Consider the following 25,241-nt stretch of genomic DNA (forward strand, 5'->3'; position numbering starts at 1 on the left):
TCCTTGGAGGGTGGATGACCGAGCTCACCGACCTGACCGCCGTGCGGCTTCTCGACGGGTACCGCAAGGGCGAGTGGAGCCCCGTGGAGGCGACCCGGGCGGCGCTGGAGCGGGCCGAGGCGATCCAGCCGGAGGTGAACGCCTTCGTCCGGCTGACCGCCGAGGACGCGCTGGCCCGGGCCCGGGAGTCGGAGGAGCGATGGCGGCGCGGTGAGCCACAGGGGCTGCTGGACGGGGTGCCGGTCACCGTCAAGGACATCCTGCTGCTGCGCGGCGCGCCGACCCTGCGCGGGTCGAAGGCCGTGGATCCGGCGGGGCGCTGGGACGAGGACGCCCCGTCCGTGGCCAGGCTGCGGGAGCACGGGGCGGTCTTCATCGGCAAGACGACGACCCCCGAGTACGGCTGGAAGGGCGTGACGGACTCACCGCTGAGCGGGGTGACGCGCAACCCGTACGACCCCTCGCGCACCGCCGGCGGGTCGAGCGGCGGCAGCGCGGCGGCCGTGGCGCTGGGCGCGGGGCCGCTGTCGCTGGGCACGGACGGCGGCGGCAGTGTCCGTATCCCGGCGTCGTTCTGCGGGATCTTCGCGCTGAAGCCGACGTACGGGCGGGTGCCGCTCTACCCGGCGAGCGCCTTCGGCACGCTGGCGCACGTCGGGCCGATGACCCGGGACGCGGCGGACGCGGCGCTGCTGATGGACGTGATCGGCCAAACGGACTCGCGTGACTGGTCGGCGCTCGCCCCGCCGCCCGGTGCGTACGCGGACGACCTGACGGGCGGGGTGCGCGGGCTGCGCGTGGCGTACTCGCCGTCGCTGGGCGGGCAGGTGGCGGTGCGCCCGGAGGTCGCGAGGGCGGTGCGGCACGCCGTGGAGCGGCTGGCGGAGCTCGGCGCCTACGTCACGGAGACCGACCCGGACCTCACCGAACCGGTGGAGGCCTTCCACACTCTGTGGTTCAGCGGGGCGGCCCGGGTGACCGAGCATCTGGGACCGCAGCAGCGGGAGTTGCTGGACCCGGGCCTGCGCGAGATCTGCACACAGGGCGCCCGCTACTCGGCGCTGGACTATCTGGCCGCGGTGGACGTCCGGATGGACCTGGGGCGCCGGATGGGCCGCTTCCACGACACGTACGACCTGCTCGTCACGCCGACCCTGCCGATCACGGCGTTCGAGGCGGGCGTCGAGGTACCGAAGGGATCCGGCCACCGGCGCTGGACGGGCTGGACGCCGTTCACGTACCCGTTCAACATGACGCAGCAGCCCGCGGCGAGTGTGCCGGTCGGCGCCGACGGGGACGGCCTGCCGATCGGTCTTCAGCTCGTGGCCGCCCGGCACCGGGACGATCTGGTGCTGCGGGCGGCCCACGCGCTGTACGAGGCCGGCGTGGCGTCCGCCGGCCGGCTCACGCCCTCCGGAAGCTGAGCGTCTCCCCCGCCGCTCCCGACCTCCACAGGTCGTTGCACGCCTCGGCCATGGCGTCCAGGCCCTCGACGATCTGGCCCCAGACGATGCCGGGGACCCAGCCCACATCGCCGTTCAGCAGCAGGTTGTTGCGCTCGTAGAACAGGGCCAGGTCGACGAGCGTGGTCCCGGCGCGGACCTCGCGGTCGTAGCCGTACGCCTTGGTCCCCAACTCCGCACCCGCGAAGGTGAAATAGCACAGGTCACCAGGAATGGGAGTGATCGTCGGGTTTTCCAGAGGCGGTTCGGTTTCGGCGAATGGCGGGAAAAGGGCGTAGATCTCGTTGCGTGCGTACTTCGCGTGGTAGACGTCGCCGGCCAGCGGAAGGGAATCCCAGACGGCCGCGCAGGTGATCGGCGCGCGGTCGTCCAGGAGCCTGGCCCTGCAGGTCACGTCGCGCTTGACCAGCGAGACTTCGATATATCGATCAGCCATGCCTCCATGGGAGTGCCCGCCGCCCCAGCGGTCAAGGGCGCACCGGGAGACGTGCGGGGCTTGAAAAGATCGGCATAACTCGGATGCGGTCGGGTAGCCGCGCGCCCATGGCTCCACCACAGAGAAGCCCACTGAGAAGTCCGGAACCCATATCCCAGGCCGTCTCCAGGCCCACACGCCGGTCGCTGCTCGCGGGGGTCGCGGCGCTCGGCGCGCTGGGCGCCGCCGGATGCAGCCGAGTGGCCACGGCGTCGAGCACCGAGGGCGGTGACCTGCTCGGCCGGCTCCGGGCCGCGGGCGTCGTCCGCCTCGGCATCGCCGGTGAGATCCCGTTCGGCTTCATCGACAAGAACGGCGAGCTGACCGGTGAGGCACCGGAACTGGCCAAGGTGATCTTCAAGCGTCTCGGCGTCGACCGGGTGCAGCCCGTGCCGACCGAGTTCGGCTCGCTCATCCCGGGCCTGAACTCCCAGCAGTTCGACGTCGTGGCCGCCGGGATGTACGTCAACCCCGAGCGCTGCGAGCAGGTCATCTTCTCCGACCCCGACTACCAGATGCTCGATGCGTTCATCGTCCGCAAGGGCAACCCCAAGGGGCTGCGCAGCTACAAGGACGTCGTCGAGAAGAAGGCGAAGTTCGCCACCGGGACCGGCTACGCCGAGATCCAGTACGCCGTCGAGGCGGGGTACAAGGAGAGCGAGATCCTGATCGTCCCGGACCAGGTCGCGGGCCTGAACGCGGTCGAGGCGGGGCGCGTGGACGTGTTCGCCGGTACGGCGCTCACCGTACGCGAGGTGGTGAAGAAGTCCGCCAAGGCGGAGGCCACCGAGCCGTTCAAGCCGATCGTGGGCGGCAAGCCGCACGTCGACGGAGGCGCCTTCGCGTTCCGGCCGACCGAGACCAAGCTGCGGGACGCCTTCAACGTCGAGCTGCGCAAGCTCAAGAAGAGCGGCGAACTCTTCCGCATCCTCAAGCCCTTCGGTTTCACGGAGGCCGAGATGACGGATCTGACCGCGAAGGAGCTCTGCGGCGGATGACCTCGGGACTCTGGGAACTCGTACTCAAGGGCGTCTGGGTCACCATCCAGTTGCTCGTGTGCAGCGCGCTGCTGGCGGCTGCGGTGTCCTTCGTGGTCGGCGTCGCGCGCACCCACCGGCTGTGGATCGTCCGCTTCCTGGCGGGCTTCTACACCGAGGTGTTCCGCGGGACCTCGGCCCTGGTGATGATCTTCTGGGTGTTCTTCGTGCTGCCCCCGGCCTTCGGCTGGCAGCTCGTGCCGCTGTGGGCGGGCACGCTGGCGCTCGGCCTGACCTACGGGGCGTACGGCTCCGAGATCGTGCGCGGAGCGCTGCACGCGGTCGACCCGGCGCAGCGGGAGGGCGGGATCGCGCTCAGCTTCACGCCCTGGCAGCGGATGCGGCTGATCCTGCTGCCGCAGGCGGTGCCGGAGATGATCCCGCCGTTCTCCAACCTGCTCATCGAACTGCTCAAGGGCACCGCCCTGGTGTCGATCATGGGCATGGGCGACCTGGCGTTCAGCGGCAACCTGGTGCGCCTGGCGCTCCAGGAGAGCGCGGAGATCTACACGTACATCCTGCTCATCTACTTCGTGATCGCCTTCCTGCTCACCCGGGTCATGCGCGGGCTGGAAAAGAGGCTCAAGGCGGGTGTCGGGAAGAAGCCCGACAGCAAGACCCGGGCGCCTGAGCCGGTCATCGTGGAGGCGGTCCGATGAACTGGGACTGGAGCGCGGTCTCCGACTTCATGCCGGACTTCTGGAAGGGTCTGCTGGTCACCCTTCAGATCCTGGTGATCGGTTCGCTGGTCTCGTTCGTGCTGGGCCTGGTGTGGGCGCTGCTGATGCGGCTGCCGACGCGCTGGGTGACCTGGCCGGTCGGCGTCGTCACGGAGTTCGTCCGCAACACCCCGCTGCTGGTGCAGTTGTTCTTCCTCTACTACGTGCTGCCCGAGTGGGGCCTGACCTTCTCGGCGCTCGCCACGGGCGTCTTCGCGATCGGACTGCACTACTCGACGTACACGATGCAGGTCTACCGCGCCGGCATCGAGGCCGTGCCGGTCGGCCAGTGGGAGGCGGCGACGGCGCTGAACCTGCCGCTGCGCCGGACGTGGACCGCGGTGATCCTGCCGCAGGCGGTGCGCCGGGTCGTCCCCGCGCTCGGCAACTACGTCATCGCGATGCTCAAGGACACGCCGATGCTGATGGCGATCTCCGTGCTGGAGATGCTCGGTCACGCGCGCCTGTTCTCGCAGGAGCACTTCCAGTTCACCGAGCCGCTGACGGTGATCGGCGTGGCCTTCATCGTCATTTCCTATCTGGCCTCCCTTCTCCTGCGAGCACTGGAGCGACGCCTTGCCCACTGACACTCTCCCCAACCCCGAGAAGAACCCCGCCAGGAGCACCGGCGAGCTGATCCGGCTGGAGCAGGTCACCAAGCGGTTCGGCGACCACACGGTCCTGGACCACCTGGACTTCTCCGTGGACGCCGGCAAGCACGTCACCCTGATCGGCCCCTCCGGATCCGGCAAGACCACGATCCTCCGCCTGCTGATGACGCTGCTCAAGCCCGACGAGGGCACGATCACCGTGGACGGGGAGCAGCTGTTCCCGGCGCCCGAGAAGCAGGTGCGCGAGGTCCGCAAGAAGATCGGGATGGTGTTCCAGCAGTTCAACCTGTTCCCGAACATGACCGTCCTGCGCAACATCACCGAGGCCCCGGTCACGGTCCTCGGCATGCCCAAGGACGCCGCCGAGGAGCGGGCGCGCGAGCTGCTGGAGCTGGTCGGGCTGACCGACCACCTCGACAAGCACCCGGCGCAGCTGTCCGGCGGGCAGCAGCAGCGGGTGGCGATCGCCCGGGCGCTGGCGATGCGGCCGCAGGTGCTGCTCCTGGACGAGGTGACCTCCGCGCTCGACCCGGAGCTGGTCGCGGGCGTCCTCGACGTGCTGCGGGACATCGCCCGTTCCACGGACATCACGATGCTCTGTGTGACCCACGAGATGAACTTCGCCCGGGACATCTCCGACCAGGTACTGATGTTCGACTCGGGCCGGGTCATCGAGTCGGGCCCGCCGGAGAAGATCTTCAGCGAGCCGGAGCAGGACCGCACGCGGGAGTTCCTCAGCGCGGTGCTCTGACTACACCGTGTGATCAGGCAGGACGCCGGGCCCGGCGGCTGGGGCATGCTCCTGGCATATGCCAGCGGGTCGATGCCCCAGTCCGGAGGCCCGGCAATCTTGTCAACCCCCGCCCTCCTCAACCCCTTTGCCGGTTATCGTGGAGGGGATTCGCTGTCCGGATTACGGCCCAACAGCAAGCGCAGGGGGAGACCACCGTGGCGCTGAAGCACGAGCCGCCGACCACCCCGTACCACTCGGCCCAGGAAGCCCTGCGCGTCCTGGAGACGGTGGCACGGAGTTCCACCGGAGTCACCGACGCCGAGCTCGCCCGGCACACCGGCATCGGACCGGAGCGGCTGACCGCACTGCTGCGCATGCTGCGCCGCGAGGGCTACGTCGAGCAGATCGCCGACGGCGCGTACGTCACGGGCGAGACCCTGGCCCGCCTCGGCTCCTCCCAGCACCGCGAGCAGGCCCTGCGCGACAAGCTCCAGCACACCCTCGACCGGCTGCGCGACTCGGTCGGCGCCGCCGTCTACCTGAGCCGGTACGTCGACGGCGAGATCAGCGTCACCCAGTACGCCGACAGTCCGGCCACGCCCAAGGTCAACGAGTGGGTCGACTTCCGCTCCTCGGCCCACGCCACCGCCATCGGCAAGAGCCTGCTCACCCAGCTCGACCACGCCGGCCGCCGCGACCACCTCGCCCGGCACAAGATGGCCCGCCTCACCTCGCGCACCATCACCAGCGACCGGCTGCTGCTCTCCCGGCTGGAGTCCCAGCCGCCCACCGTGCCCGTCCTGGACCTCCAGGAGTACGCGGTCGGCACGGTCTGCGCGGCGGTCCCCGTCACGGCCGGCTCCTCGGTCGGCTGCCTGGCCCTGTCCCTCCCGGTCGAGCACGCCCACCGGCTGCGCCAGGCCGCGGACGCCCTCAACCGCAACGCGGCACCGGTCCTGCTGTCCTTGGCGATCTAGGGCCGGTCGTTTGGATCACGCCGCAGACGCGGGGTCTGGCACGCGCATCTGCGGCGTTGTCGTCGGTTGCCGACTCCCCCACGCTCGGCTTCGCTCGCGCGGGCGGTGCCCCCATCGCGTCGACGCCCTCCTCCGCCTTGCAGCCGCACGCACCGGACCCCGCTCACCGGCGCTGATCAGCACTGTCGGTTCCCTGCGACCTGATCCAAACGACAGGCCCCAGGGTCTGCGCCGGGTGGTGAGAAGCACCCGGCGGGACCAGGTATTATTTTCTTCGTCGCCCACCGCGAGAACGCGCGATGCGGAACGCGGTCGGCGGGAGTCATGCGCCGCTAGCTCAGTTGGTTAGAGCAGCTGACTCTTAATCAGCGGGTCCGGGGTTCGAGTCCCTGGCGGCGCACCGGTGAAGGGCCTCTCGTGGGAGCGGGAGGCCCTTCGGCGTGTTCGAGATCCTCCCTGGTCAGCGGGCGGTACGCGCACTCCCCCGGCGGCCGCCACCACACCGGATCGGCGCACCGGAAGCCTTCCTTCCGTAGAGCCGCCCGACGGATCTTGTTCGTGGCCGTCACCGGCATCCGCCCCACCACACGCACGAACCGGGGCGCCATCTTCGTCCCCAGGTCGGGCTGCGCAAGCAGGAACCTCGCGAACGCCTCCGGATCGAAGGTCCCGGCGATCGTCGCCATCACCTGGTCTCCGGTCACCGGGTCCGGCACCGCGTACACGGCGACGGCGGCGGCCCCCTCGTACCGGGCGAGGATGTTCTCGATCATCGCGGCGGCCAGGTTCTCGCCGTCGACGCGGAGGCGGTCGTCGGTGCGGCCGGCGAAGTAGAGGTAGCCGTCGGCGTCCCGGTAGAAGAGGTCGCCCGTCCAGTACCAGCCTCCCCCGCTCTCGGCTTCGCTCGAGCGGGGGGACCCCCATCTGCGCCGCTCCGCCTCCGCCGCCGGGTTGCGCCAGTAGCCCTCGAAGGAGCTGGGCCCCTGGTTGACCAGTTCGCCGATCGCCTCGTCACCGTTGAGCAGCCGCCCCGCCGCGTCGAAGCGGGCCGGCGGGCACTCCGTGCGGCTCTCCGGGTCGAGGACGACGAGCCCGGGTGCCGCCCGGCCGACCGCCCCCGGCGGCGTCCCCGGCTACCACTGCACGGCCGCCCCGCCCTCCGACGAGCCGTATCCCTCCACCAGCCGCACTCCGAACCGCCGCTCGAAGGCCGCCGCGTCCACCGCACCTGCCTCCGTGCCGAAGCCCAGGCGGAGAGGGTTGTCACGGTCGTCGGGGCCGGGCTCGGTGGCCAGGACGTACTGGATCGCCCGGCCGACGTAGGTGAAGTACGTCGCCCCGTATCGGCGTACGTCCGGCAGGAAACGGGACGCCGAGAAGCGCCGGCGCAGCGCCACGCCCGCCCCCGTCACCAGCGCGGGCGCCCAGCCCGCGATCACCGCGTTGCCGTGGAACATCGGCATGCAGAGGTAGTGCACGCCGTCCGGCCCCAGGGAGAACTGTGCGGCCAGCGCCCGGCCGGCCGCCGCCAGTCGCCCCTGGGAGCAGAGCGCGGCCTTGGGCGCGCCGGTCGAGCCGGAGGTGAAGTAGAGGAGGAGGCGGTCGCGCGGGGTGGCGCGGAAGGGGTCCGGGTGTGCGTCGGCATAGGGCGCCAGGAGGTCGGCGTACTCCTCCGCGTCCGTCACCAGCATGCGCACGCCGGGCAGGTCCAGGCCCGTGAGCAACGGCAGGTGAGTCCGCTCGGTGACCAGGACGCGGCAGTCGGTGTGCAGGATGTCACGGGCGAGTTCGGCGCCCCTGCGCGTGGGATTGACGCCGGCGACGGCCGCCCCGGCCAGGGCCGCAGCGCCCAGCCACAGCGGGTACTCGGGGGTGTTGTCGAGCAGTACCCCGATGTGGGGCTCGGCGTCCGGCGGCAGCAGGTCGGCGAGCAGGGCCGCCCGGGCCGCGGCTCCGGCCGCCACCTCGTGATGGGTCAGGACCTCTTCCTCGCACCACAGTCCCGGCCGGTGGTCGCCCCACCGATCCCGTACGAGCTCCGCGACCGTACGTCCTGTGGACTCCATGGACCGCAACGTAGCTGATGAACCGTCAGATGTGGAGGGCTGTCGTGGCGTCACACCACGGTGAACATGAGATGGGCGATGACCATGAACGCCAGGCAGAAGACGATGACCACGCCCAGCAACACCGCCGCACAGCCCGTGCCTGCCGCGAGCCTCCCCCGCGCCGGCGCGTGGGCCGTGGCGCGCTCCGGGCGGTCCGGCAGGTAGTGCACGGTGACGATGTCACCCTCCACGGTCGTCGCCGGACCGTTCGCCTCGTCGAAGCGGATCTGGCGGGCGTCGAACGTGGTGAACTCGTAGACGTGGTGCAAGGTGGTTCGCACACCGGTGTCACCGCCACCACTGGTCGTCGTGTACGCCCGCAGACACCGCGCCTGGGACGTGAACCCGCTGTTCCAGGCCCTGCTCACAGCCTTCGCGCGGCGGGCGATCCCGGTCAGGGCGAAGACCGCCAGGGCGATCATGAGTGCCGGTACGACGTAGAAGAAGGCCTGGAATGCCGCCATGGTGTCCCCCGATGTCCCGCACGGTCGCGATCGGCCGGCATGGGGGAACCTACCCACACCGGCCGCGCCGCCGCCTCAGGAGAACCTCAGAAGGTGACGTCCGAGCACGCGTAGAACGCGTTGCCCGTGTCGGCGATCGTCCACACCGCCAGGATGACGTGATGGCCGCTCAGCCCGGACGGCAGCCTGCCGCTGTGCGAGAGCGTGGACGGGGGCCGCCGGCCGTTGTACGGCACCGTGAAGAACGGCGTGAGGTTGAGGTCGGACCGGGCCAGGCTGTGGTTCTGATTCCAGCCCGGCTTGGTGATGTAGTACGTGAAGTCGGTCGTGGCGTGCATGGCCGTGAACTGCCAGCGGAACGTGTAGGTCTGGCCACCCGTCACCCTGGTGGTGGGCCAGGCCCCGCCGGACGGCGTCCGCGGTGCGCTGAGCCGGCTGAACCGGCCGAGGCCGGCGTTGCATATCTGCCCGTCGGCCGGGCCGGAGGCCGGGAAGCCCTTCGGGCCCTCGACGCTCTGCGGTTCCCATTGGATCGAACCGCAGTTGGTCACGGTGCCGTTCTGGCAGAGCTTCTGCCGGCTGACGGGGAGGTCGGTGTAGCCGTGGCCGCTGGCGCCGCCGGAGGAGAGCACGAGGGCTCCGGTCGTGGCCAGTCCCACCGCGGCTGCGGACAACTTGGTCCTTGTGCGCATGCTGCCGCTCCTGGAGAACGTGGGGGAGGTTCAGTGAGCTGTGCATGTAGGTCTAGACCAAGCCTGAGAGTATGAGCGTGAGTTGAACATGTCCATACCAATCACGGAGCCGTTTCTCCCCGGCCCGCGCAGAACGCCACCGTCAGGTCCTTCACCAGCACCTTCCGCTCGTAGTCGTCGAGTTCGACCAGCCCCCGCATGGTCAGCCGGGTCACCGTGTCCTCCACCGAGTCCACGACCGAGGTGAGCACACTCGCCCGGTGCTGGGCGTCCAGCGCGGCGATGCGGCGGCGGTGCATCGCCGCGGCGACCTCGGGGGCGTACTCCACCCGGAGCGGCTGCACCGAGAACACCTCCAGGCCGACCGGTGCCGCGTCGTCCGCCACCAGCCGGGTCAGCGCCTCGGCCGCCGCGTCCGTGGCGCCCTCGGTCCCGCCGGGCATCCCCACCGGCACCCGGGCCAGGGCCGCCTCGACGCACTCGCGCAGATACGTCTCGTGGTCCTCGACGCCCAGGGTCGCCCGAGCGGTGTCCCGCACGCACCACACCAACTGGACGACCACCCGCATCGCGACCCCGCTCGCGTCGGTGGCCGGTACCGGCTCGCTGCGCCAGTGCCGCAGCCGTACGTCCACCCGGCGGCGCAGCAGCAGCGGATTGACCCACAGCAGACCGGAGCGCCGGACGGTCCCCCGGTAGCGGCCGAACAGATCCAGCACCCAGGCCCGCCCGGTCCGGCCCCGGGCCAGCCCGCCGAACCCGAACAGCCCGAGCGCCCCGGCCCCGGCGTACGCCGCCCACTGCGCGGGGCCGAGCCCGGCCCCGGCGTGCGCGGGCAGCAGCAGCGCCTCCAGCACGAGCGGCGGCAGCAGCCCGGCCCACCAGGAGGTGGCCACACACCCGGCCGCCCCGCAGGCCCCGGCCAGCACACCCGCCGCCCCGGGCAGCACCAGCGCGGGCCGCTCCACCAGGTCGGGATCGACCTGCGGCACCGGGCGCGGCGCCACGTCCGCCGGGCGTCCGAGACGCCGCTGCTCCCCCGTGCCCTGCCTGCGGCCGAGGACCACCGGCTTCAGCGGTACCGTCGCCGGGTCGGGGTCGTCGCGGAACAGCAGGTGGACGGGGATCTCGATGGTGGCCTCGTTCTGGATGAGCCGGGCGGGTCTGACCGGTCCGCCGGCCGGTCCGTCGGGCTCGGACGTGTGGGAAGTCGTCGTACTCATGGGTGCCTCAAGCCTCCGCGCCAGATGCGTCACAACGGTGATCCCCGGTGCCGGGGGTTCAGGGCCCCTCCGAGAGGAGCCCTAGGAGAAGAGCCGCCGCCAGGTCTCGGGACCCGGGTAGCCGTCCGCCGCGCCTCCCCGCCAGCCCTGGGTTCGCTGGAAGGCCCCGACCGCGCGCCGGTCCGCCTCGCCCCAGCGCGGTCCCGGCCCGACCGTGTAGAACCTGCCGAACCCCTTCCGCACGAGCTGCCTCCCCAGCTGGGTGACGTACGTGTTGTCGGCGCCGGGCCGGAACATCGCCCGCCCCGGGTACCCGGGGACCCCGTGGGAGGAGGGCGGCGGCCCGACCGCACCGGCCTTCACGTCCTTGCCCGGGCCCAGGCCGTGGGAGCCACCGGCCCCGCGCGCGACGAGCTTGCGGCCGAGCGGCGTGACGTACTCGTTGTTCGCGCCGGGGCCGGAATACGCCGCTCCCGGGTAGGACGTGGCGGCCGGTACGCCCGGGTTCCCGGAGGCCGGTTTCTTGCCAGGTGCGGTTCCCGGTTCCTTCGGGGTGACGCCCTTGTACCGGTAGGGGACGTACCGGTCGGAGTCGCTCCAGTAGGCGTACGGGGTGGACTGCCGGCGGGTGTGCGGGCGGGTCTGCTCGTAGGCGATGTAGTAGGTGTGCGTGGAGTCCGTCCAGCCGCCGAAAATGACGACGTGCGAGCCGCTCTCGGGGGCGGTCGGATTGTGGAACAGCAGAATGTCGCCCGGCTGGAGTTCCTCCTTGGAAATCCGCTCACCGTATTCGGCGAGACTGCCCGTCCACTCGTTTCCGGGCAGCTTCCAGGCCATGGATACATAGCCCGAGCAGTCCTGCCGGTAACCGTCGGGCCGGTACGCGTTCATGCTGTACGGCACCTTCGCGGCGACCCAGGTCTTGGCCCGGTTGATGATCTCCGAACGGGTGATGACGGTTGGCTTGAGGGTGACGGAGGGCTTCGCGGGACGCTCACCGGGGCCGTGCAGCGGGGCCTGGCCACCCTGAGGGGTGTCAGGCTCTTCACCTGCGGAAACGCCGGGTCGGTGAGATGCGTGCGGAGCGGCTGTGGCCGGTATGGCGTGGCCCGCGCCGAGCGCCGCCGAGGCCACGGCGGCCAGGGCGAGGGCACGGTGTGCGGCCGGGTGGGCGGTGGCGCGGCCGGCCCGGGAATGCGGCAGGACCCGGCGCCAGTGGACGCATCCGGGGCAGTCGCAGTCGCTCGCGGGGTCGAATTCCTCGAATACCGGAGACTCCATGCGATTCCCCTCACACTTCCGGCGGAAAAGGCCGCGCCCGTGCCCGTCCGGGCGCGCGTCGTCAGTTTCTCAACTGTCTTCCGCGCGCGCATGCTGACGGTCCGAATGATGTACGCGGCGCCCTTGCGAGGGTCGCCCCGGGCCCGGAAGGGTGGTCAGGAGCACCTCCGCACGTCCTGTAGAGTTACGCCGTCAGCGCGCGCCGCTAGCTCAGTTGGTTAGAGCAGCTGACTCTTAATCAGCGGGTCCGGGGTTCGAGTCCCTGGCGGCGCACCGACCGGAAGGCCTCTCGCGGAAGCGGGGGGCCTTCTTGTGTCTCCGGGGGCCCCTCTCCCTGTGGCCGGAACCCGGCCCACCGCGCGATTGGCCGGATACCCTCTCGCCATGGCAGCGCGTGACCTCCAGGAGCGGATCAAAAAGCTCATCATCGACCGCCGGCTGGCCTCCGGGGCCCCGCTGCCGACCGAGCCCGAGCTGATGGAGTACCTCGGCGCGAGCCGGAACTCGGTGCGGGAGGCGCTGAAGGCGCTCCAGGCGATGGGCATCGTGGAGATCCGGCACGGCTTCGGCACCTACGTCGGCCCGATGTCCCTGGCCCCGATGATCGAGGGCCTCGCCTTCCGCACGGTCGCCGGGCACTACCGGGGCGAGGACTCCCTGCTCCAGCTGCTGGAATTGCGGGAGGCGATGGAGACCGGGCTGGCCTCCCGGCTCGCGGGGCGGATACCGGAAGCGGACCTCGTTGAACTGGACGGGCTCGTCGACCGTATGGAAGAGCAGGCCGCGCGCGGAGCCGGTCTCGCCGAGACCGACCGGGCCTTCCACGCCACCCTCTACCGGGGGCTGGACAACGTGCTGCTGAGCGAGGTCCTGGAGGCGTTCTGGGACGCCTTCCACCGGGTCCGCACGGACCTCGGGGGCGTGCCGCAGGACCCGAAGGTGACCTGCCGGCAGCACCGGGAGATCCTCGACGCGGTCCGTTCCGGCGATTCGATACGGGCGGAGGATGCCATAAGAGAGCACTTCGGGAACATCCGCGCCCGCCTGTCCACAACGGCTCCACAGGGTCCCCACACCCACCGCAATGAACGCGTATGACCGGTAAACGCCGCGTTTCACACCTTGCGATCATGATGAAGGCCGTAGAACCCTGGTTTTCTGGTTTTTCAACATGTTGCGGTTTCGCGGCAGTTGGGGGGAATCAGAGCCGGTTGCGGATCGGGCGGGGATGGGGGCCCCGTTCATGAAGCGATGCCGAGGGGGGCATCATGCAACCGGAAGGTCGCGTTGCCGTGTCTATAGGGTGTGGATGACGTGGTGACAGCGACCCACCACTGATACGTCTGTGAAGGTCGAGGGGGACCTCCAGCAGACGGAAGGAAGCGACGAAACACGCGGTGTCCGCGTGTGGGGGGATGACTCATGACGTCGAGGCCGACGGGCGCCCGGCAGCAGGACCACGACCCGTCCCAGACCACCCAGCTCAGGGTGCCGGCACATCGGATGAGCACCACGGGGACGTTCCGGCGGATCAAGAAGACGCTGCCGAGATACGACTACGAGCACTACAGCCGGCTCGCGGGTCCCCTCACCCAGCCTGATCCGACCAAGCCGTACAAGGTGCAGTACCGGTCGCTGATCTCGCAGGAACCGCACCGCATGAGAGTCGCGCTGATGCTGGCCGCGGCCCCGGTGCTGTCCGTGGTGCTGCTGGTGTGGCTGCTCCAGCCCGAGCACTGGACCGAGCGCGACTACCCGGCCTTCGACTGGCTGCCCGCGCTGGACATGGTGATGCTGGTCGCGATCGGTCTGATCGAGTTCTTCCGCTGCATGAACGTGGTGTCGAACGCGCACGCCACGCTGGTCGCCCGCGACCCCGTCCCGGTGGTGCCCGAGACCGGCACCAGAGTGGCATTCCTCACCTCCTTCGTGCCCGGCAAGGAGCCGCTGGAGATGGTGACGAAGACCCTGGAGGCGGCCGTCAGGATCCGCCACCGGGGCCTGATGCACGTGTGGCTGCTCGACGAGGGCGACGACCCCGAGGTGAAGGCGGTCTGCGAGCGCCTCGGCGTGCACCACTTCTCGCGCAAGGGCGTCGCGAAGTGGAACCAGGCCAAGGGCCCGCACCGCGCCAAGACCAAGCACGGCAACTACAACGCCTGGCTGGAGGCGCACGGCGGCGACTACGACTTCTTCGCCTCGGTCGACACCGACCACGTGCCGCTGCCCAACTACCTGGAGCGGATGCTCGGCTTCTTCCGTGACCCGGACGTCGGCTTCGTCATCGGCCCGCAGGTCTACGGCAACTACGACAACCCGATCACCAAGGCCGCCGAGTCGCAGCAGTTCCTCTTCCACGCGCTGATCCAGCGCGCCGGCAACCGCTACGGCTCCCCGATGTTCGTCGGCACGTCCAACGCCGTGCGCATCAAGGCGCTGAAGCAGATCGGCGGTCTGTACGACTCGATCACCGAGGACATGGCGACCGGCTTCGAGATGCACCGCCACAAGAACCCGGCGACGGGCCGCAAGTGGCGCTCCGTCTACACCCCGGACGTGCTCGCGGTCGGTGAGGGCCCCAGCGCCTGGACGGACTTCTTCACCCAGCAGATGCGCTGGTCGCGAGGGACGTACGAGACGATCCTCAAGCAGTACTGGAAGGGCTGGTACTCGCTGCCGCCGAGCAAGCTCTTCAACTACACGATGATGATCATCTTCTACCCGATGTCGGCCCTGAACTGGATCCTGGCCGCGCTGAGCTGCTGCCTGTTCCTGGGCCTGGGCGCCTCGGGTGTGAACATCGACCCGGCGGTCTGGCTGATGCTCTACGGCAACGCCTCCGCGCTCCAGATCGGTCTGTACGTCTGGAACCGCCGGCACAACGTCTCGCCGCACGAGCCGGAGGGCTCCGGCGGTGTGGCCGGCATGGTGATGTCCGCGCTGTCGGCGCCGCTGTACGCGAAAGCGCTGATCGACTCCGTGCTGCGACGCAAGAGCAAGTTCGTGGTCACGCCCAAGGGCGACTCGGCGAGCCCGGACCGCTGGTTCGGGACGTTCCGCTACCACTGGTACTTCGTCGCGATCTTCGGTGCGTCGATCGCGGCCGGCTTCGTCTTCGGCCACTCGCACCCCGCGATGATCATCTGGGCGACGTTCGCGCTGCTGATCACCGCCTCGCCGGTCTTCGCCTGGCGCTGGCAGCTGCGGCAGGACGCGAAGAAGCCCGCCGCACCCGCCGTGGAGCAGCCGCAGGACCCTGCGGGGCTGAACCGGACGCAGCCGCTGCCCGTCTCGCAGCAGCAGGCGGCGCCGCACGCCCCGCAGTACATGCCCAGTCGGGCCGCCGCCCCTGGCGGAAACGGGGAGGTCGGGGGATCCGACCAGACCATGCAGATCGCCCTTGGTGGACTTGGGGGACGTAAGGAATGAACGACCGTGCAGGCCGCCGCCGGGCCCGTCGACTCGCGATCGGCACGGCGGTGGTACTCGCGCTGGCCGGGATGAACGGGCCGTGGCTCTACCGCTTCGGCACCGAGAAATACCACCAGTACCAAATCAACAAGCCGGAGTACAAAGCCGCGAACGGCAAGTGGGAGATCATCGATTTCCCCGAGGAGTACCGGCAGAACACCATCCACGCGGCGCTGCTGCGCACCGGCAAGGTGCTGCTCGTCGCGGGGTCGGGCAACAACCAGGACAACTTCGACGCGAAGAAGTTCGACACCCGGATCTGGGACCCGGTCAAGGGCACCATCAAGAAGGTCCCGACGCCCAGCGACCTGTTCTGCACCGGCCACACCCAGCTCGCCAACGGCAACCTGCTGATCGCCGGCGGCACCAAGCGGTACGAGAAGCTCAAGGGTGACGTCACCAAGGCCGGCGGCCTGATGATCGTCCACAACGAGAACCCGGACAAGCCGATAACGCTGCCCGCCGGTACGAAGTTCAGGGGCAAGCAGAACGGCAAGACCTTCGTCTCGAAGGACCCGGTCCTCGTGCCGCGCGCGAAGAAGGTCTTCGACAAGGCGACCGGCAGGTTCCTGCGCAACGACCCCGGTCTCGGCCGTATCTACGTCGAGGCGCAGAAGCGGGGCAAGAAGTACGAGACGGGCACACAGGACAACTACCGCGTGCACGGCCTGAAGGGCGCCGACGCCAAGAACACCTATGGCATCGCGCAGAAGCTCGCCCTCGACAAGAAGGACTTCCAGGGGATCCGGGACGCGTTCGAGTTCGACCCGGTCGCCGAGAAGTACATCAAGGTCGACCCGATGAAGGAGGCCCGCTGGTACCCGACGCTCACCACCCTGAGCGACGGGAAGATCCTCAGCGTCTCCGGCCTGGACGACATCGGCCAGCTGGTCCCGGGCAAGAACGAGGTCTTCGACCCGAAGACCAAGAAGTGGACCTACACGGACAAGGTCCGGCAGTTCCCGACCTACCCGGCGCTGTTCCTCATGCAGAACGGCAAGATCTTCTACTCGGGTTCCAACGCGGGCTACGGGCCGGACAACGTGGGCCGTGAGCCGGGCGTGTGGGACGTGGACACCAACAGGTTCACGAAGGTCCCCGGCCTGAGCGACTCCAAGCTGATGGAGACGTCCGGCACGGTGCTGCTGCCGCCGGCGCAGGACGAGAAGTACATGGTGATCGGCGGCGGTGGCGTCGGCGAGTCCCAGGAGTCCAGCGAGAAGACCCGGATCGTCGACCTGAAGGACGACGACCCGCGCTTTGTGGACGGCCCGTCCCTGGACAAGGGCACGCGTTACCCGAACTCCTCGATCCTGCCCGACGACAGCGTGCTGATCTCCGGCGGTTCGGAGGACTACCGGGGCCGCAGCGACTCCAACATCTTCGAGGCGCGGCTCTACGACACCGAGAAGAACGAGCTCAGGCGGGTCGCCGACCCGCTGGTGGGCCGCAACTACCACTCCGGGTCGATCCTGCTGCCCGACGGTCGCGTGATGTTCTTCGGCTCGGACTCGCTGTACGGCGACAAGGCCAACACCAAGCCGGGCGAGTTCGAGCAGCGCATCGAGATCTACACGCCGCCGTACCTCTACGGCAGCGGGGACCAGCCCTCGCTGTCCGGCGGGCCGCAGACCATCGAGCGCGGCGGGACGGGGACGTTCACCTCGTCGGACGCGTCCAAGATCCAGAAGGTCCGGCTGATCCGCCCGAGCGCCGCCACGCACGTCACCGACGTCGACCAGCGGTCGATCGCGCTGGACTTCAAGGCGTCCGGCGACAAGCTGACGGTGACCGTGCCGAAGAACCGGAACCTGGTCCAGGCGGGCTGGTACATGCTGTTCGTGACGGACGACCGGGGCACACCGAGCAAGGCGCAGTGGGTCAAGGTGCCGTAGCCATGGCCATCGGCTGACAGGGGCGCTCTCCGGTGCGGAGGGCGCCCCTGTCGTTCGTCCGTAGGGCGATGTCGGGAAACGTGCTTGACGTGTGCACGCACTCTGGTGTGCTCTCGGTACGACATCGGCAACGCGTGGGGTCAACTGCGGCGGGGGAAACGGGAGATGACCGAGTCGACCACGGCGGGCCCGGTGGCCGAGGAGGTCCTGGCCGCCGCGACCGTCCAGGTCACCGGCGGGGACGGGCGCATCGGCGGCCTGGGGGTGCTCATCGCGCCCACACTGGTGCTGACCTGCGCCCATGTCGTACTGGAGGCCTCGGGGCGGCCGGTCCGCCAGGAAGAACGCCCCGACGGAGCCCTCGGTGTCCGCCTGGTCCTCCGGGAGGGCGAGTCGGTGGATGCCGTCGTCCGCGACTGGGTGCCGGTACGCGCGAACGGCACCGGGGACGTCGCCGTACTCTCCCTGTCCCGCCCGCTCCCGGAGGCCCGGCCGGTCCTGATGGTGGCGCCCCGGGACGTCTGGGACCACAAGGCCATCGTTTTCGGACTGCCCAGGGACGACACGGGCGGCGGCTGGCACACAGCCCGGCTGCGCGCCCGTACCAGCACGGGACGGCTGCAGATGTCGCCGCTCGACGGACAGTCGGATCCGATCCAGCCCGGCTTCAGCGGTTCGGCCGTATGGGACGACGACCTCGGTGCCGTGGTCGGCGTCGTCGCCTCGATCTCACCGGCGCACCGCGGGCAGAGCTTCTGCATCCCGACCCGGACGATCCTCGACGAACTGCCGGATCTGGCCGAACTCCTCGCACCCTCCTCCCCCTTCCCGGGCCTGCGCCCGTACACCGAGGAACACAGCGCGCACTTCTTCGGCCGGGACGAGGACGTCACCGCGGTCGTCGACCTGCTCTGCCCGCACGGGCCGGCGCCCGAGGGCTGCGTGACACTGTCCGGCCCCTCCGGCTCCGGCAAGTCCTCCCTCCTCATGGCAGGCGTGCTGCCCCGCCTGAAGGAGCAGGACGTCGAGGTCGTCCCACTGCGTGCCGAGGGCCGGCAGCCCGACGCCGCGACGATCCTGGAGACACTGCGGACCCACCGCTCGGCACGCGGACTCGTGCTGGCCATCGACCAGTCGGAGGCGCTGCTGCTGCGCCCCGAGGAGGAGCTGAGCGCCCTGGTGGACGCCCTCCTCGACGCCTGCCGGCACCCCGGAGTGGCGGTCCTGGTCGCGCTGCGGACCGACTTCCAGGACGCGGCCCTGCGCCACCCGGAGCTGAGCCGGCTGGTCGGCGGAGCGCCCGCGCACCAGCTGGGCCTGATGACCCGCGAGCAGCTCACCGAGGTGGTCCGGCTGCCGCTGCGGGCCTTCCCCGGCGTGGAGTACGACAGCGGACTGGCCGACCGGCTCATCGAGGACGCGGCGGGCCGGCCGGGAGCCCTGCCGCTGCTCGGTTTCGTCCTGACCACTCTGTGGGAGGGCCAGGTCGGCGGTCGGCTCCGACTCGACGCGTACCGCGAGCTGGGCGGTCTTGGCGGGGTGTTGAGCAGCAGGGCCGACTCGGCGTGGCAGCGGGCGCTGCGCGGAGCGACGCCGGAGGCCGCGGCCGGGCTGCTCCGCGCGCTGATCCAGGTCCCGCCCGGCAGCGGCACGGCCCTGCGCGCCCGGCTCGCACGCCGTGACGCGGGCGAGGAGCGGTGGTCCATCGCCCGGGAGCTCGTCGAGGCCCGCGTCCTGGTGGTGGGCGTGGACCCCGAGCGGGGCGAGACGGTCGAGCTGGCCCACGAGGCCCTCATCGAACACTGGCAGCCGCTCGCGGAGCAGTTGGAGACCGACCGTACGTTCCTCACCTGGCGCGGCGAACTGCGCTACGACCGGGCCCGCTGGTGGCGGGCGGGGCGGCCGGACGGACTGTTGCTGGAGGATCCGGCGCTGTCGGTGGCGGAGCAGTGGCTCGCGGAGCGGCATGACGAACTCACGGAGGAGGACCGGGAGTTCATCGAGGCGAGCGTCGGACTGCGGGCTCGTAAGGCACACGAGGCCGCGAGGTCCGAGCGCCGGAAGCGGTATCTGCGGGCGCTCTGGGCGGTTGTCACGGTTCTGGCCGTGGCGGCGGCGGCGGTGGTGTCCGTGCTGTACCTGAACCTGCTGACGGAGCAGCGGCGGCTGGCTTCGGACCGGTTGGCGCAGCAGGCCGCGAGTATCGACAGCACGTCGTTGACCGCCTCCTCGCTGTATGCGGTCGGGGCGTACCGGGCGGAGGCCCGGCCGGACGCGCGTTCCGCGCTGCTGGCGCATCATCTGCGGTTGCAGGACGTGGAGCGGGTGGTGATGGAGGGGCGTAACGACGTCGAGGACGTTGCGCTCACGGACGACGGCTCGTTCGCATACGCCGTCCTGGGCAACGGCGACTTCGTGCGGCTGGACCTACGAGGGAAGAAACCGCCCAGACCCAATCTTTTCTCGAAACGGCAGGACACCGAGCGGATCGCCATATCGGCCGACGGGCGGAGAGCGGCCCGGGCGAGCGGCTGGGGTCTGATCTCCCTCGGCGTACCGACCTCCTCCGACTCGGACAGGTTCCGGATCATTGCCCTGCGCGAGGGCAAGGCTGTGGAGAAGAACCCGCGCGCCCCCAACGACCTGCGCTTCGACGGGGACAGGAAACGGATCCTCGCCGCGATCCCCCGCGAGGGCGTGCTCGTGTGGAACGCGGACGACGGCCGCCGCACGGGCCGTACCCTCGCCCCGCCGCGCGGCTGGGACGCGGCACAGGCCTGGTTCGCCGCGGACGACACGGTCGTGGCGCGGATCGTGCCCTCCGGAGCGGAAGCGGACGACGTACGGGGCCGACTGGTCTCCTGGGACCTGAACCGGGGTTCGCTGCACCGCCCCTGGGACGAGCGCGCCACCGCCTCCGCGACGGTCAGCTGCAACGGCCGTGTCCTGGTCACCTGCACCGAGCAGGGCGCACTCGAAGCGTGGCGGCTGGGCACCACGCCCCGGCGATTCCAGAACTGGAGCAACAGCTTCCCGGGCCTGCGCCCGCTCTACACGCCCCGGCTCGACGCCACCGGCCGCTACCTGGTCAATCCCACCGGGCGCATCGGCAGCGACCTGGGCCGGATGCGGTTCCTCCTCATCGATCTGGAGAAGGGCTGGCCGGCCACCTTCGACACCCCCGCCGCGGCTCCCGAGGACCAGAACATCACCGGCCGCTCGTTCGCTCCGGCAGTCGCGCTCGCCGGCCCTCCGGACAACCTGCGCGCCGCCGTCGGAGTCGGCGGAAGCATCGTCACCGTACGCGTCGAGCCGCCCACCTCCTTCGACTCCAACTCCCTGATCAACCGCATCCGCACACCGGACGGACCGAGCGGCAGGATGGCGGTCGTCGACTCCAAGGGCACAGGACTCCAGCTGTGGAACCTGGCCGACCACCGCCTCCTCGCGACCGCGCGCCCCTCCCGGCCGCTGGCCCGTATGTACGCGGCCTTCAGCCCGGACGGACGGCGGATGCTGACCATCGCCCAGGACGAGCGGACGGTCCTCGTCTGGCGGATCGACGGTGCTTCCCTCAGGGAGGAGCACGTCCTCGAGCTGCCCGCCCCTCCCGGCATCACGGCTTCCGGGGCGGACCCCCGGACGGGGCTCGTCCCGTCCTGGATCAACCTGAGCTTCTCCGACGACGACCACGCCGTGATCTCGGGGCTGTCGTACGTCTCCCGCTGGAATCTCGACACCGGCAAACCGGACGGCGAGATCTACCGGCCTCCCGTCCAGGAGCGTGCGCAGCTCGCCAACGAGGCGGCCGGCACCTTCGCCACCGCCGTACCCGGCAAACCGCAGGCCGTGGTGCGGACGGTGGCCGAAATCGGCGTCTGGGACTTCAGTACCGGTGAGTTCAAGAGGTGGATCAAGAGGGAGGGGAGGGACAGGTCGGTCCGGTCGTTCGCCCTCTCCCCCGACGGCAGAATCCTCGCCGTGCAGTACTCCGGCGGCCGGGTACGACTGTGGGACGTCGAGAAGAAGCGAGACCTACCGGCTCTCACCACCAACGGCGTCTACTACCTCGGCCGCTTCCTGGGCGACCGCCTGCTCCACACGACCACCGCCGCCGGTGAACAGGTCGTATGGGACATCGAGAAGCGCCAGGACACCTACCGCTACTACGTGGGCTACGGCTCGGTCCTCTCACCGAGCACCGACGGCAAGGCCCTCACGATCGTCGACGGCTCCCGCACCTCCGTGGTCCCGCTCGAACCCGAGCGGTGGATGGACCGGTTGTGCGCCCTCGCGGGGCGGGAGATGACCGAGGCCGAGAAGGAACTGGCCGTCGATCCCGACCTGGTCGACGACGTGTGCCCGGGCTTCTAGGAACTCGCCTTGGCCAGCTTCAGCGCATAGTCCGACCACCACTGCCCCGCCTTCGGCCCGCCCTTGCACTCGCCGTCCGACTCGCCGGGCCGCTTCACCCACAGGTACGCGTCGACCACCGGGTCCGCCGTCTTGGTCGTCGGCGTCTCGCCCAGCGCACGGCTCGGCGGGTTGCACCAGCGTTCGTCCGGGTTGCCCTGGGTGTAGGGGCCCTTGCCGTTGCGGCTGGTGTCGATGACGAAGTGCTTGTTGCCGACCTTGCCGGAGAGCCGCTTGCCGTAGGCGATGGATTCGTCGGTGGAGTAGAAGTTGGAGACGTTGACGGAGAAGCCGTCGGCCTGTTCGATTCCGGCCCACTTCAGCGGCTCGAAGATCTGGTCGGGGTTCTGCCAGCCGGCGTTGCCCGCGTCCAGGTACACCTGGGTGTTCTTCAGGGACTTCAGCTTGGTGACGGCGCCCTTGAGGAGGTCGTAGCGCTCCTCGTGGAACTGCTCCGGAGTGCAGCCGTCCACCAGGTGCAGCAGCGCGTCCGGTTCGAGGATGACCGTGGCGGAGCGGTCGCCGATGCCCGCCGCCACGCCGTCGAGCCACTCGCGGTAGGCGTTGCCGTCGGCGGCGCCGCCCTGCGAGTACTGGCCGCAGTCGCGGTGCGGGATGTTGTAGAGGACGAGCAGTGCCGTACGGTCGGCCTTGTCCGCGGCCTCGGTGAAGCCCCGCGTCTGCTGCTCCGGGTCGTCCGGGCCGATCCACTCGGCGACCGGCTGCTCGGCGATCTTGCGGATCTGCTCGGCGTCCTGCTTCTTCCCGGCCTTCTCCAGGGCGGCCACCTGCTGGGCCGCCGTGCCGTCCGGATTGACCCAGAACGGGGCGGTCTCCTTGGGCTGCTGTGTGATCCCGGCGCCCGCGTCGGCGCCTGTGTCGGCTCCTGTGTCCGATCCGTCCCCTCCGTTCGACGAACACCCCGTGATCAGCAGTGCCGCCCCCAGCACCACTGCGGACACCCGCCTCGCGACGGACGCCCCTGCCCCCCTGCTGCCGTACATCCAACTCCCCCTTGGGTGCACCGTTCCAAGTCTCAATCCTGACATACGTCCCGCGGCCCCCACAGGCGGAAGCCACCTGCACGGAGCGGGTCGCCGACCGGGTGGGGTGGGCGCACCGGCCTGCTAGAGGCCGGTTCCCGTCAGGTACGCCGACACCACCACGTTCGCCGTGTAGCTGCGGGTCGTACGGTCGAAGCTGCCACCGCAGGTGACCAGCCGCAGCTCGGCCCGTCCCGACTCGCGGGGCCCGTAGGCCTGGTGGGCGTCGAAGCGGTCGCGGGTGAGGATCTGGACGGACTCGACGGTGAACTCGGCGACCTTGGTGTCGGCCCGGATCACCCGGATCGTCTGGCCCGGCCGCATGGCGCTGATCTTGTAGAAGACGGCGGGCCGGGTGTCGGTGTCCACGTGACCGACCATCAGCGCGGTCCCCGGCGCCCCGGGCGCGACGCCGCCCGCGTACCAGCCGACCACACCCGGCTGGTCGTACGGCGGCGGATCGAGCGCGCCGCGCGCGTCCAGGCCCCGCGCGACCACGGGTGCCTGCACGCCGAGCCCGGGGATGTCGACACGCTGCGGCAGCGCGTCGCCCAACGGGCGGTGCGCGGGCGGCAGTTTCACGTCCGGGGGCCGTCCGGCCGCCGCCATGTCGCCCGTGGTGGGTGCGGACATGCCGTGCCGTACGTCGGTCACCTCGCGGCCCCACAGCCACAGCCCGAGCAGCAGCGCCACCCAGGCGACGCCGGCCAGCAGGCGGCCGGTGCCCGAGGAGCGTCCCTTGATTCGATCCTGGTCGGGCATGGTCAGTCCGTTCCGCGGCTCCGGCGGACACCGCCCAGCGCGACGACCACCGCGGCCACTCCCGCGAGAATCAGGCCGGTCACCCCCTGCGCCGTACCGGGACCGGCCCCGCGGTCCTCGGCGGCGACGAGGTCCGCCGCACCACCGCCGCCCGCCTGGACGGGGGCGACGGGTGAGGCGTACGCGCCCGGCCGCCGGGAGGCGGGCCGCTGCCCGTCGTCGCCGGACGCGGACGGCTGCCCACCACCCTCGGGCGCGGGCGGCTGCCCACCGGTCCCGGGCGCGGGCCGCTGCCCGTCGTCGCCGGACGCGGACGGCTGCCCACCACTCTCGGACGCGGACGGCTGCCCACCGGTCCCGGGCGCGGGCCGCTGCCCGACCGTCCCCGGTGCGGGCGGCTGCCCGACCGTTCCGGGCACGGACGCACGTGGCCGGCCACCGGCCCAGGGCGCAGGCGGCTGTCCACCGGTCCCGGACACGGACGGATGCTCGCCCGTCCCGGACGCGGACCGCCGCGGCCCCTCACGCTCCCGGACGGTGAACGTGCCGGTCCGTTCGGCGTCCCCGCAGGTGACCTTCACGGCGTACGTTCCCGCGTCGAGCGTGGAGCGGACGCGGCTCTCGCCGACGAGTTCACCGTCGGCGACGGCGAGCCGCGCGTCCGCGACGAACGCCGCCGAGCGGGCGACGGCCATCCTCTCCGCACAGTCGGTCACGCGGAGCGTGACGTCACTGCCGGGTGCGGGGATCGCCGGCGTCACCGAGACGCCCCCTGCGCCCGCCGCGTACGCGGCCGGGGTGAGGGCGGCCGAGACGAGGACGCTCGTACAGACAGTGACTCTCAGGGAACCCATCGTGAACCTCCAGACGCCTGGAGCCTCCCCCGCACGGTCGGCCACCGCATCCTCAGGGACGCGGCGACTGCTCCATGCGGGTGGCGACGGGTTTGAGCTCCGGCTCGCCGCCTCCCGGGACTCAGACCCGGTCGACGAGGTCCGCGATCGAGTCCACGACCTGCGACGGCCGGTACGGGAAGCCCTCGACCTGGTCGGGCCGGGTCAGGCCGGTGAGCACCAGGAACGTCTGCATCCCGGCCTCCATGCCCGCCAGCACGTCCGTGTCCATGCGATCGCCGATCATCGCGCTGCTCTCGGAGTGCGCCCCGATGGCGTTCAGCCCGGTCCGCATCATCAGCGGGTTCGGCTTGCCCGCGAAGTACGGCTTCTTGCCGGTCGCCTGGGTGATCAGCGCGGCCACCGCGCCGGTCGCGGGCAGCGGGCCCTCGGTGGACGGGCCCGTCTCGTCGGGGTTGGTGCAGATGAAACGGGCGCCGTCGAGGATGAGCCGTACCGCCTTCGTCATGGCCTCGAAGGAGTACGTGCGGGTCTCGCCGAGGACGACGTAGTCCGGCTCGTGGTCGGTCAGGATGTAGCCGATGTCGTGCAGCGCGGTGGTCAGGCCTGCCTCGCCGATGACGTACGCCGACCCGCCCGGCCGCTGGTCGTCCAGGAACTGGGCCGTGGCCAGGGCCGAGGTCCAGATGCTCTCGATCGGCACCTCCAGACCCATGCGGCGCAGCCGGGCGTGCAGGTCGCGCGGGGTGTACATCGAGTTGTTGGTGAGGACCAGGAAGGGCTTCCCGGACTCGCGCAGCTTCTTGAGGAAGGCGTCGGCGCCGGGGATCGGTACACCCTCGTGGATGAGCACACCGTCCATGTCGGTGAGCCACGATTCGATGGGCTTGCGGTCTGCCATGTGCGGGATCTCCTGCCGTACGCGGGCCGGCGTGCGCCTTGGGGCTGCCCAGCCTAAACAGTGGCGGGATCTTGCGGAATGGCCTGTATACGGCGTCCCGACAGGCGGGACAGCTCCTC

19 protein-coding genes, 2 tRNA genes and 1 pseudogene are annotated in these 25,241 nt (G+C 70.5%); 12 read left to right on the forward strand and 10 right to left on the reverse strand.

Annotated features, from left to right (window positions below):
• Positions 1–14 precede the first annotated feature (14 nt).
• The gene (locus ACZ6TU_RS14165) at positions 15–1,424 is read left to right on the forward strand and encodes an amidase (protein WP_467668076.1); all 1,410 of its coding nucleotides are present in this window, start codon (positions 15–17) and stop codon (positions 1,422–1,424) included.
• Here ACZ6TU_RS14165 and ACZ6TU_RS14170 read toward each other — a convergent pair.
• Positions 1,405–1,899, reverse strand: coding sequence for a DUF3830 family protein (locus ACZ6TU_RS14170; protein ID WP_086562331.1), 495 nt, complete (start codon positions 1,897–1,899; stop codon positions 1,405–1,407). The genes ACZ6TU_RS14165 and ACZ6TU_RS14170 overlap by 20 nt on opposite strands.
• 107 nt (positions 1,900–2,006) lie before the next feature.
• Here ACZ6TU_RS14170 and ehuB point away from each other — a divergent pair, with 107 nt between their 5' ends.
• From ehuB to ACZ6TU_RS14200, 6 genes are all read left to right on the forward strand, one after another.
• Entirely contained in the window at positions 2,007–2,936 is a 930-nt protein-coding gene (ehuB, locus tag ACZ6TU_RS14175) for an ectoine/hydroxyectoine ABC transporter substrate-binding protein EhuB (RefSeq protein ID WP_467668074.1), read from the forward strand.
• Positions 2,933–3,634, forward strand: a complete 702-nt coding sequence (ehuC, locus tag ACZ6TU_RS14180) for an ectoine/hydroxyectoine ABC transporter permease subunit EhuC (RefSeq protein WP_467668072.1) — start codon at positions 2,933–2,935, stop codon at positions 3,632–3,634. Before ehuB ends, ehuC begins: the two co-directional genes overlap by 4 nt.
• Positions 3,631–4,281: an ectoine/hydroxyectoine ABC transporter permease subunit EhuD gene (gene ehuD, locus ACZ6TU_RS14185; protein ID WP_020271736.1), complete on the forward strand. Its 651-nt coding sequence runs from the start codon at positions 3,631–3,633 to the stop codon at positions 4,279–4,281. The genes ehuC and ehuD overlap by 4 nt, the downstream gene beginning before the upstream one ends.
• The gene (gene ehuA, locus ACZ6TU_RS14190) at positions 4,271–5,056 is read left to right on the forward strand and encodes an ectoine/hydroxyectoine ABC transporter ATP-binding protein EhuA (protein ID WP_467668068.1); all 786 of its coding nucleotides are present in this window, start codon (positions 4,271–4,273) and stop codon (positions 5,054–5,056) included. The genes ehuD and ehuA overlap by 11 nt, the downstream gene beginning before the upstream one ends.
• Before the next feature lie 197 nt (positions 5,057–5,253).
• Entirely contained in the window at positions 5,254–6,015 is a 762-nt protein-coding gene (locus tag ACZ6TU_RS14195) for an IclR family transcriptional regulator (RefSeq protein ID WP_467668066.1), read from the forward strand.
• A gap of 326 nt (positions 6,016–6,341) precedes the next feature.
• Positions 6,342–6,415: transfer RNA gene (locus ACZ6TU_RS14200), tRNA-Lys, on the forward strand.
• Here ACZ6TU_RS14200 and ACZ6TU_RS14205 read toward each other — a convergent pair.
• The 5 genes and pseudogenes from ACZ6TU_RS14205 to ACZ6TU_RS14225 all read right to left on the reverse strand — a co-directional run bounded on the left by ACZ6TU_RS14205 (position 6,381) and on the right by ACZ6TU_RS14225 (position 11,783).
• Positions 6,381–8,081, reverse strand: a pseudogene (locus ACZ6TU_RS14205) (AMP-binding protein). The gene ACZ6TU_RS14200 and the pseudogene ACZ6TU_RS14205 sit on opposite strands and share 35 nt — an antisense overlap.
• 50 nt (positions 8,082–8,131) lie before the next feature.
• A complete protein-coding gene (locus ACZ6TU_RS14210; RefSeq protein ID WP_469548359.1) occupies positions 8,132–8,587 on the reverse strand; it encodes a DUF3592 domain-containing protein in 456 nt (151 codons plus the stop codon).
• A gap of 86 nt (positions 8,588–8,673) precedes the next feature.
• Positions 8,674–9,279, reverse strand: a complete 606-nt coding sequence (locus tag ACZ6TU_RS14215; RefSeq protein WP_467668061.1) for a lytic polysaccharide monooxygenase auxiliary activity family 9 protein — start codon at positions 9,277–9,279, stop codon at positions 8,674–8,676.
• Positions 9,280–9,380: 101 nt separating this feature from the next.
• Positions 9,381–10,502 (reverse strand): SPFH domain-containing protein, encoded by a 1,122-nt coding sequence (locus ACZ6TU_RS14220; RefSeq protein ID WP_469548364.1) that lies wholly within the window; start codon positions 10,500–10,502, stop codon positions 9,381–9,383.
• Between the two features lie 81 nt (positions 10,503–10,583).
• A complete protein-coding gene (locus ACZ6TU_RS14225; protein ID WP_469548367.1) occupies positions 10,584–11,783 on the reverse strand; it encodes a peptidoglycan-binding protein in 1,200 nt (399 codons plus the stop codon).
• Positions 11,784–11,982: 199 nt separating this feature from the next.
• Between ACZ6TU_RS14225 and ACZ6TU_RS14230 the strand changes: the two genes are divergently transcribed.
• The 5 genes from ACZ6TU_RS14230 (at position 11,983) to ACZ6TU_RS14250 (ending at position 21,523) form a co-directional block, all read left to right on the forward strand.
• Positions 11,983–12,056 (forward strand) — tRNA-Lys (locus tag ACZ6TU_RS14230).
• Positions 12,057–12,167: 111 nt separating this feature from the next.
• Positions 12,168–12,881: a FadR/GntR family transcriptional regulator gene (locus tag ACZ6TU_RS14235; protein WP_467668055.1), complete on the forward strand. Its 714-nt coding sequence runs from the start codon at positions 12,168–12,170 to the stop codon at positions 12,879–12,881.
• A gap of 324 nt (positions 12,882–13,205) precedes the next feature.
• Positions 13,206–15,212, forward strand: a complete 2,007-nt coding sequence (locus tag ACZ6TU_RS14240; RefSeq protein ID WP_467668053.1) for a glycosyltransferase family 2 protein — start codon at positions 13,206–13,208, stop codon at positions 15,210–15,212.
• On the forward strand, positions 15,209–17,149 hold the full coding sequence (gene glxA, locus ACZ6TU_RS14245) for a radical copper oxidase GlxA (RefSeq protein WP_467668051.1): 1,941 nt from the start codon (positions 15,209–15,211) through the stop codon (positions 17,147–17,149). The genes ACZ6TU_RS14240 and glxA overlap by 4 nt, the downstream gene beginning before the upstream one ends.
• Before the next feature lie 165 nt (positions 17,150–17,314).
• Entirely contained in the window at positions 17,315–21,523 is a 4,209-nt protein-coding gene (locus ACZ6TU_RS14250) for an nSTAND1 domain-containing NTPase (RefSeq protein ID WP_469548373.1), read from the forward strand.
• Here ACZ6TU_RS14250 and ACZ6TU_RS14255 read toward each other — a convergent pair.
• The 4 genes from ACZ6TU_RS14255 to ACZ6TU_RS14270 form a co-directional block, all read right to left on the reverse strand.
• Positions 21,520–22,566, reverse strand: a complete 1,047-nt coding sequence (locus tag ACZ6TU_RS14255; RefSeq protein ID WP_469548376.1) for a glycoside hydrolase family 6 protein — start codon at positions 22,564–22,566, stop codon at positions 21,520–21,522. The genes ACZ6TU_RS14250 and ACZ6TU_RS14255 overlap by 4 nt on opposite strands.
• Before the next feature lie 123 nt (positions 22,567–22,689).
• The gene (locus tag ACZ6TU_RS14260; protein ID WP_469548378.1) at positions 22,690–23,367 is read right to left on the reverse strand and encodes a class F sortase; all 678 of its coding nucleotides are present in this window, start codon (positions 23,365–23,367) and stop codon (positions 22,690–22,692) included.
• 2 nt (positions 23,368–23,369) lie between these two features.
• Positions 23,370–24,221 (reverse strand): hypothetical protein, encoded by an 852-nt coding sequence (locus ACZ6TU_RS14265; RefSeq protein ID WP_469548381.1) that lies wholly within the window; start codon positions 24,219–24,221, stop codon positions 23,370–23,372.
• A gap of 121 nt (positions 24,222–24,342) precedes the next feature.
• A complete protein-coding gene (locus ACZ6TU_RS14270) occupies positions 24,343–25,122 on the reverse strand; it encodes an HAD-IIA family hydrolase (RefSeq protein WP_193505829.1) in 780 nt (259 codons plus the stop codon).
• Between the last annotated feature and the right edge of the window lie 119 nt (positions 25,123–25,241).

It is taken from the genome of Streptomyces sp. NPDC052064, assembly GCF_055585925.1.

Bases quoted from the DNA above. Each gene is read 5' to 3' on its own strand.
- ACZ6TU_RS14165 (WP_467668076.1), top strand. From the start codon at position 15: ATGACCGAGCTCACCGACCTGACCGCCGTGCGGCTTCTCGACGGGTAC.
- ACZ6TU_RS14170 (WP_086562331.1), bottom strand. From the start codon at position 1,899: ATGGCTGATCGATATATCGAAGTCTCGCTGGTCAAGCGCGACGTGACC.
- ehuB (WP_467668074.1), top strand. From the start codon at position 2,007: ATGGCTCCACCACAGAGAAGCCCACTGAGAAGTCCGGAACCCATATCC.
- ehuC (WP_467668072.1), top strand. From the start codon at position 2,933: ATGACCTCGGGACTCTGGGAACTCGTACTCAAGGGCGTCTGGGTCACC.
- ehuD (WP_020271736.1), top strand. From the start codon at position 3,631: ATGAACTGGGACTGGAGCGCGGTCTCCGACTTCATGCCGGACTTCTGG.
- ACZ6TU_RS14210 (WP_469548359.1), bottom strand. From the start codon at position 8,587: ATGGCGGCATTCCAGGCCTTCTTCTACGTCGTACCGGCACTCATGATC.
- ACZ6TU_RS14215 (WP_467668061.1), bottom strand. From the start codon at position 9,279: ATGCGCACAAGGACCAAGTTGTCCGCAGCCGCGGTGGGACTGGCCACG.
- ACZ6TU_RS14220 (WP_469548364.1), bottom strand. From the start codon at position 10,502: ATGAGTACGACGACTTCCCACACGTCCGAGCCCGACGGACCGGCCGGC.
- ACZ6TU_RS14225 (WP_469548367.1), bottom strand. From the start codon at position 11,783: ATGGAGTCTCCGGTATTCGAGGAATTCGACCCCGCGAGCGACTGCGAC.
- ACZ6TU_RS14235 (WP_467668055.1), top strand. From the start codon at position 12,168: ATGGCAGCGCGTGACCTCCAGGAGCGGATCAAAAAGCTCATCATCGAC.
- ACZ6TU_RS14240 (WP_467668053.1), top strand. From the start codon at position 13,206: ATGACGTCGAGGCCGACGGGCGCCCGGCAGCAGGACCACGACCCGTCC.
- glxA (WP_467668051.1), top strand. From the start codon at position 15,209: ATGAACGACCGTGCAGGCCGCCGCCGGGCCCGTCGACTCGCGATCGGC.
- ACZ6TU_RS14250 (WP_469548373.1), top strand. From the start codon at position 17,315: ATGACCGAGTCGACCACGGCGGGCCCGGTGGCCGAGGAGGTCCTGGCC.
- ACZ6TU_RS14255 (WP_469548376.1), bottom strand. From the start codon at position 22,566: ATGTACGGCAGCAGGGGGGCAGGGGCGTCCGTCGCGAGGCGGGTGTCC.
- ACZ6TU_RS14260 (WP_469548378.1), bottom strand. From the start codon at position 23,367: ATGCCCGACCAGGATCGAATCAAGGGACGCTCCTCGGGCACCGGCCGC.
- ACZ6TU_RS14265 (WP_469548381.1), bottom strand. From the start codon at position 24,221: ATGGGTTCCCTGAGAGTCACTGTCTGTACGAGCGTCCTCGTCTCGGCC.
- ACZ6TU_RS14270 (WP_193505829.1), bottom strand. From the start codon at position 25,122: ATGGCAGACCGCAAGCCCATCGAATCGTGGCTCACCGACATGGACGGT.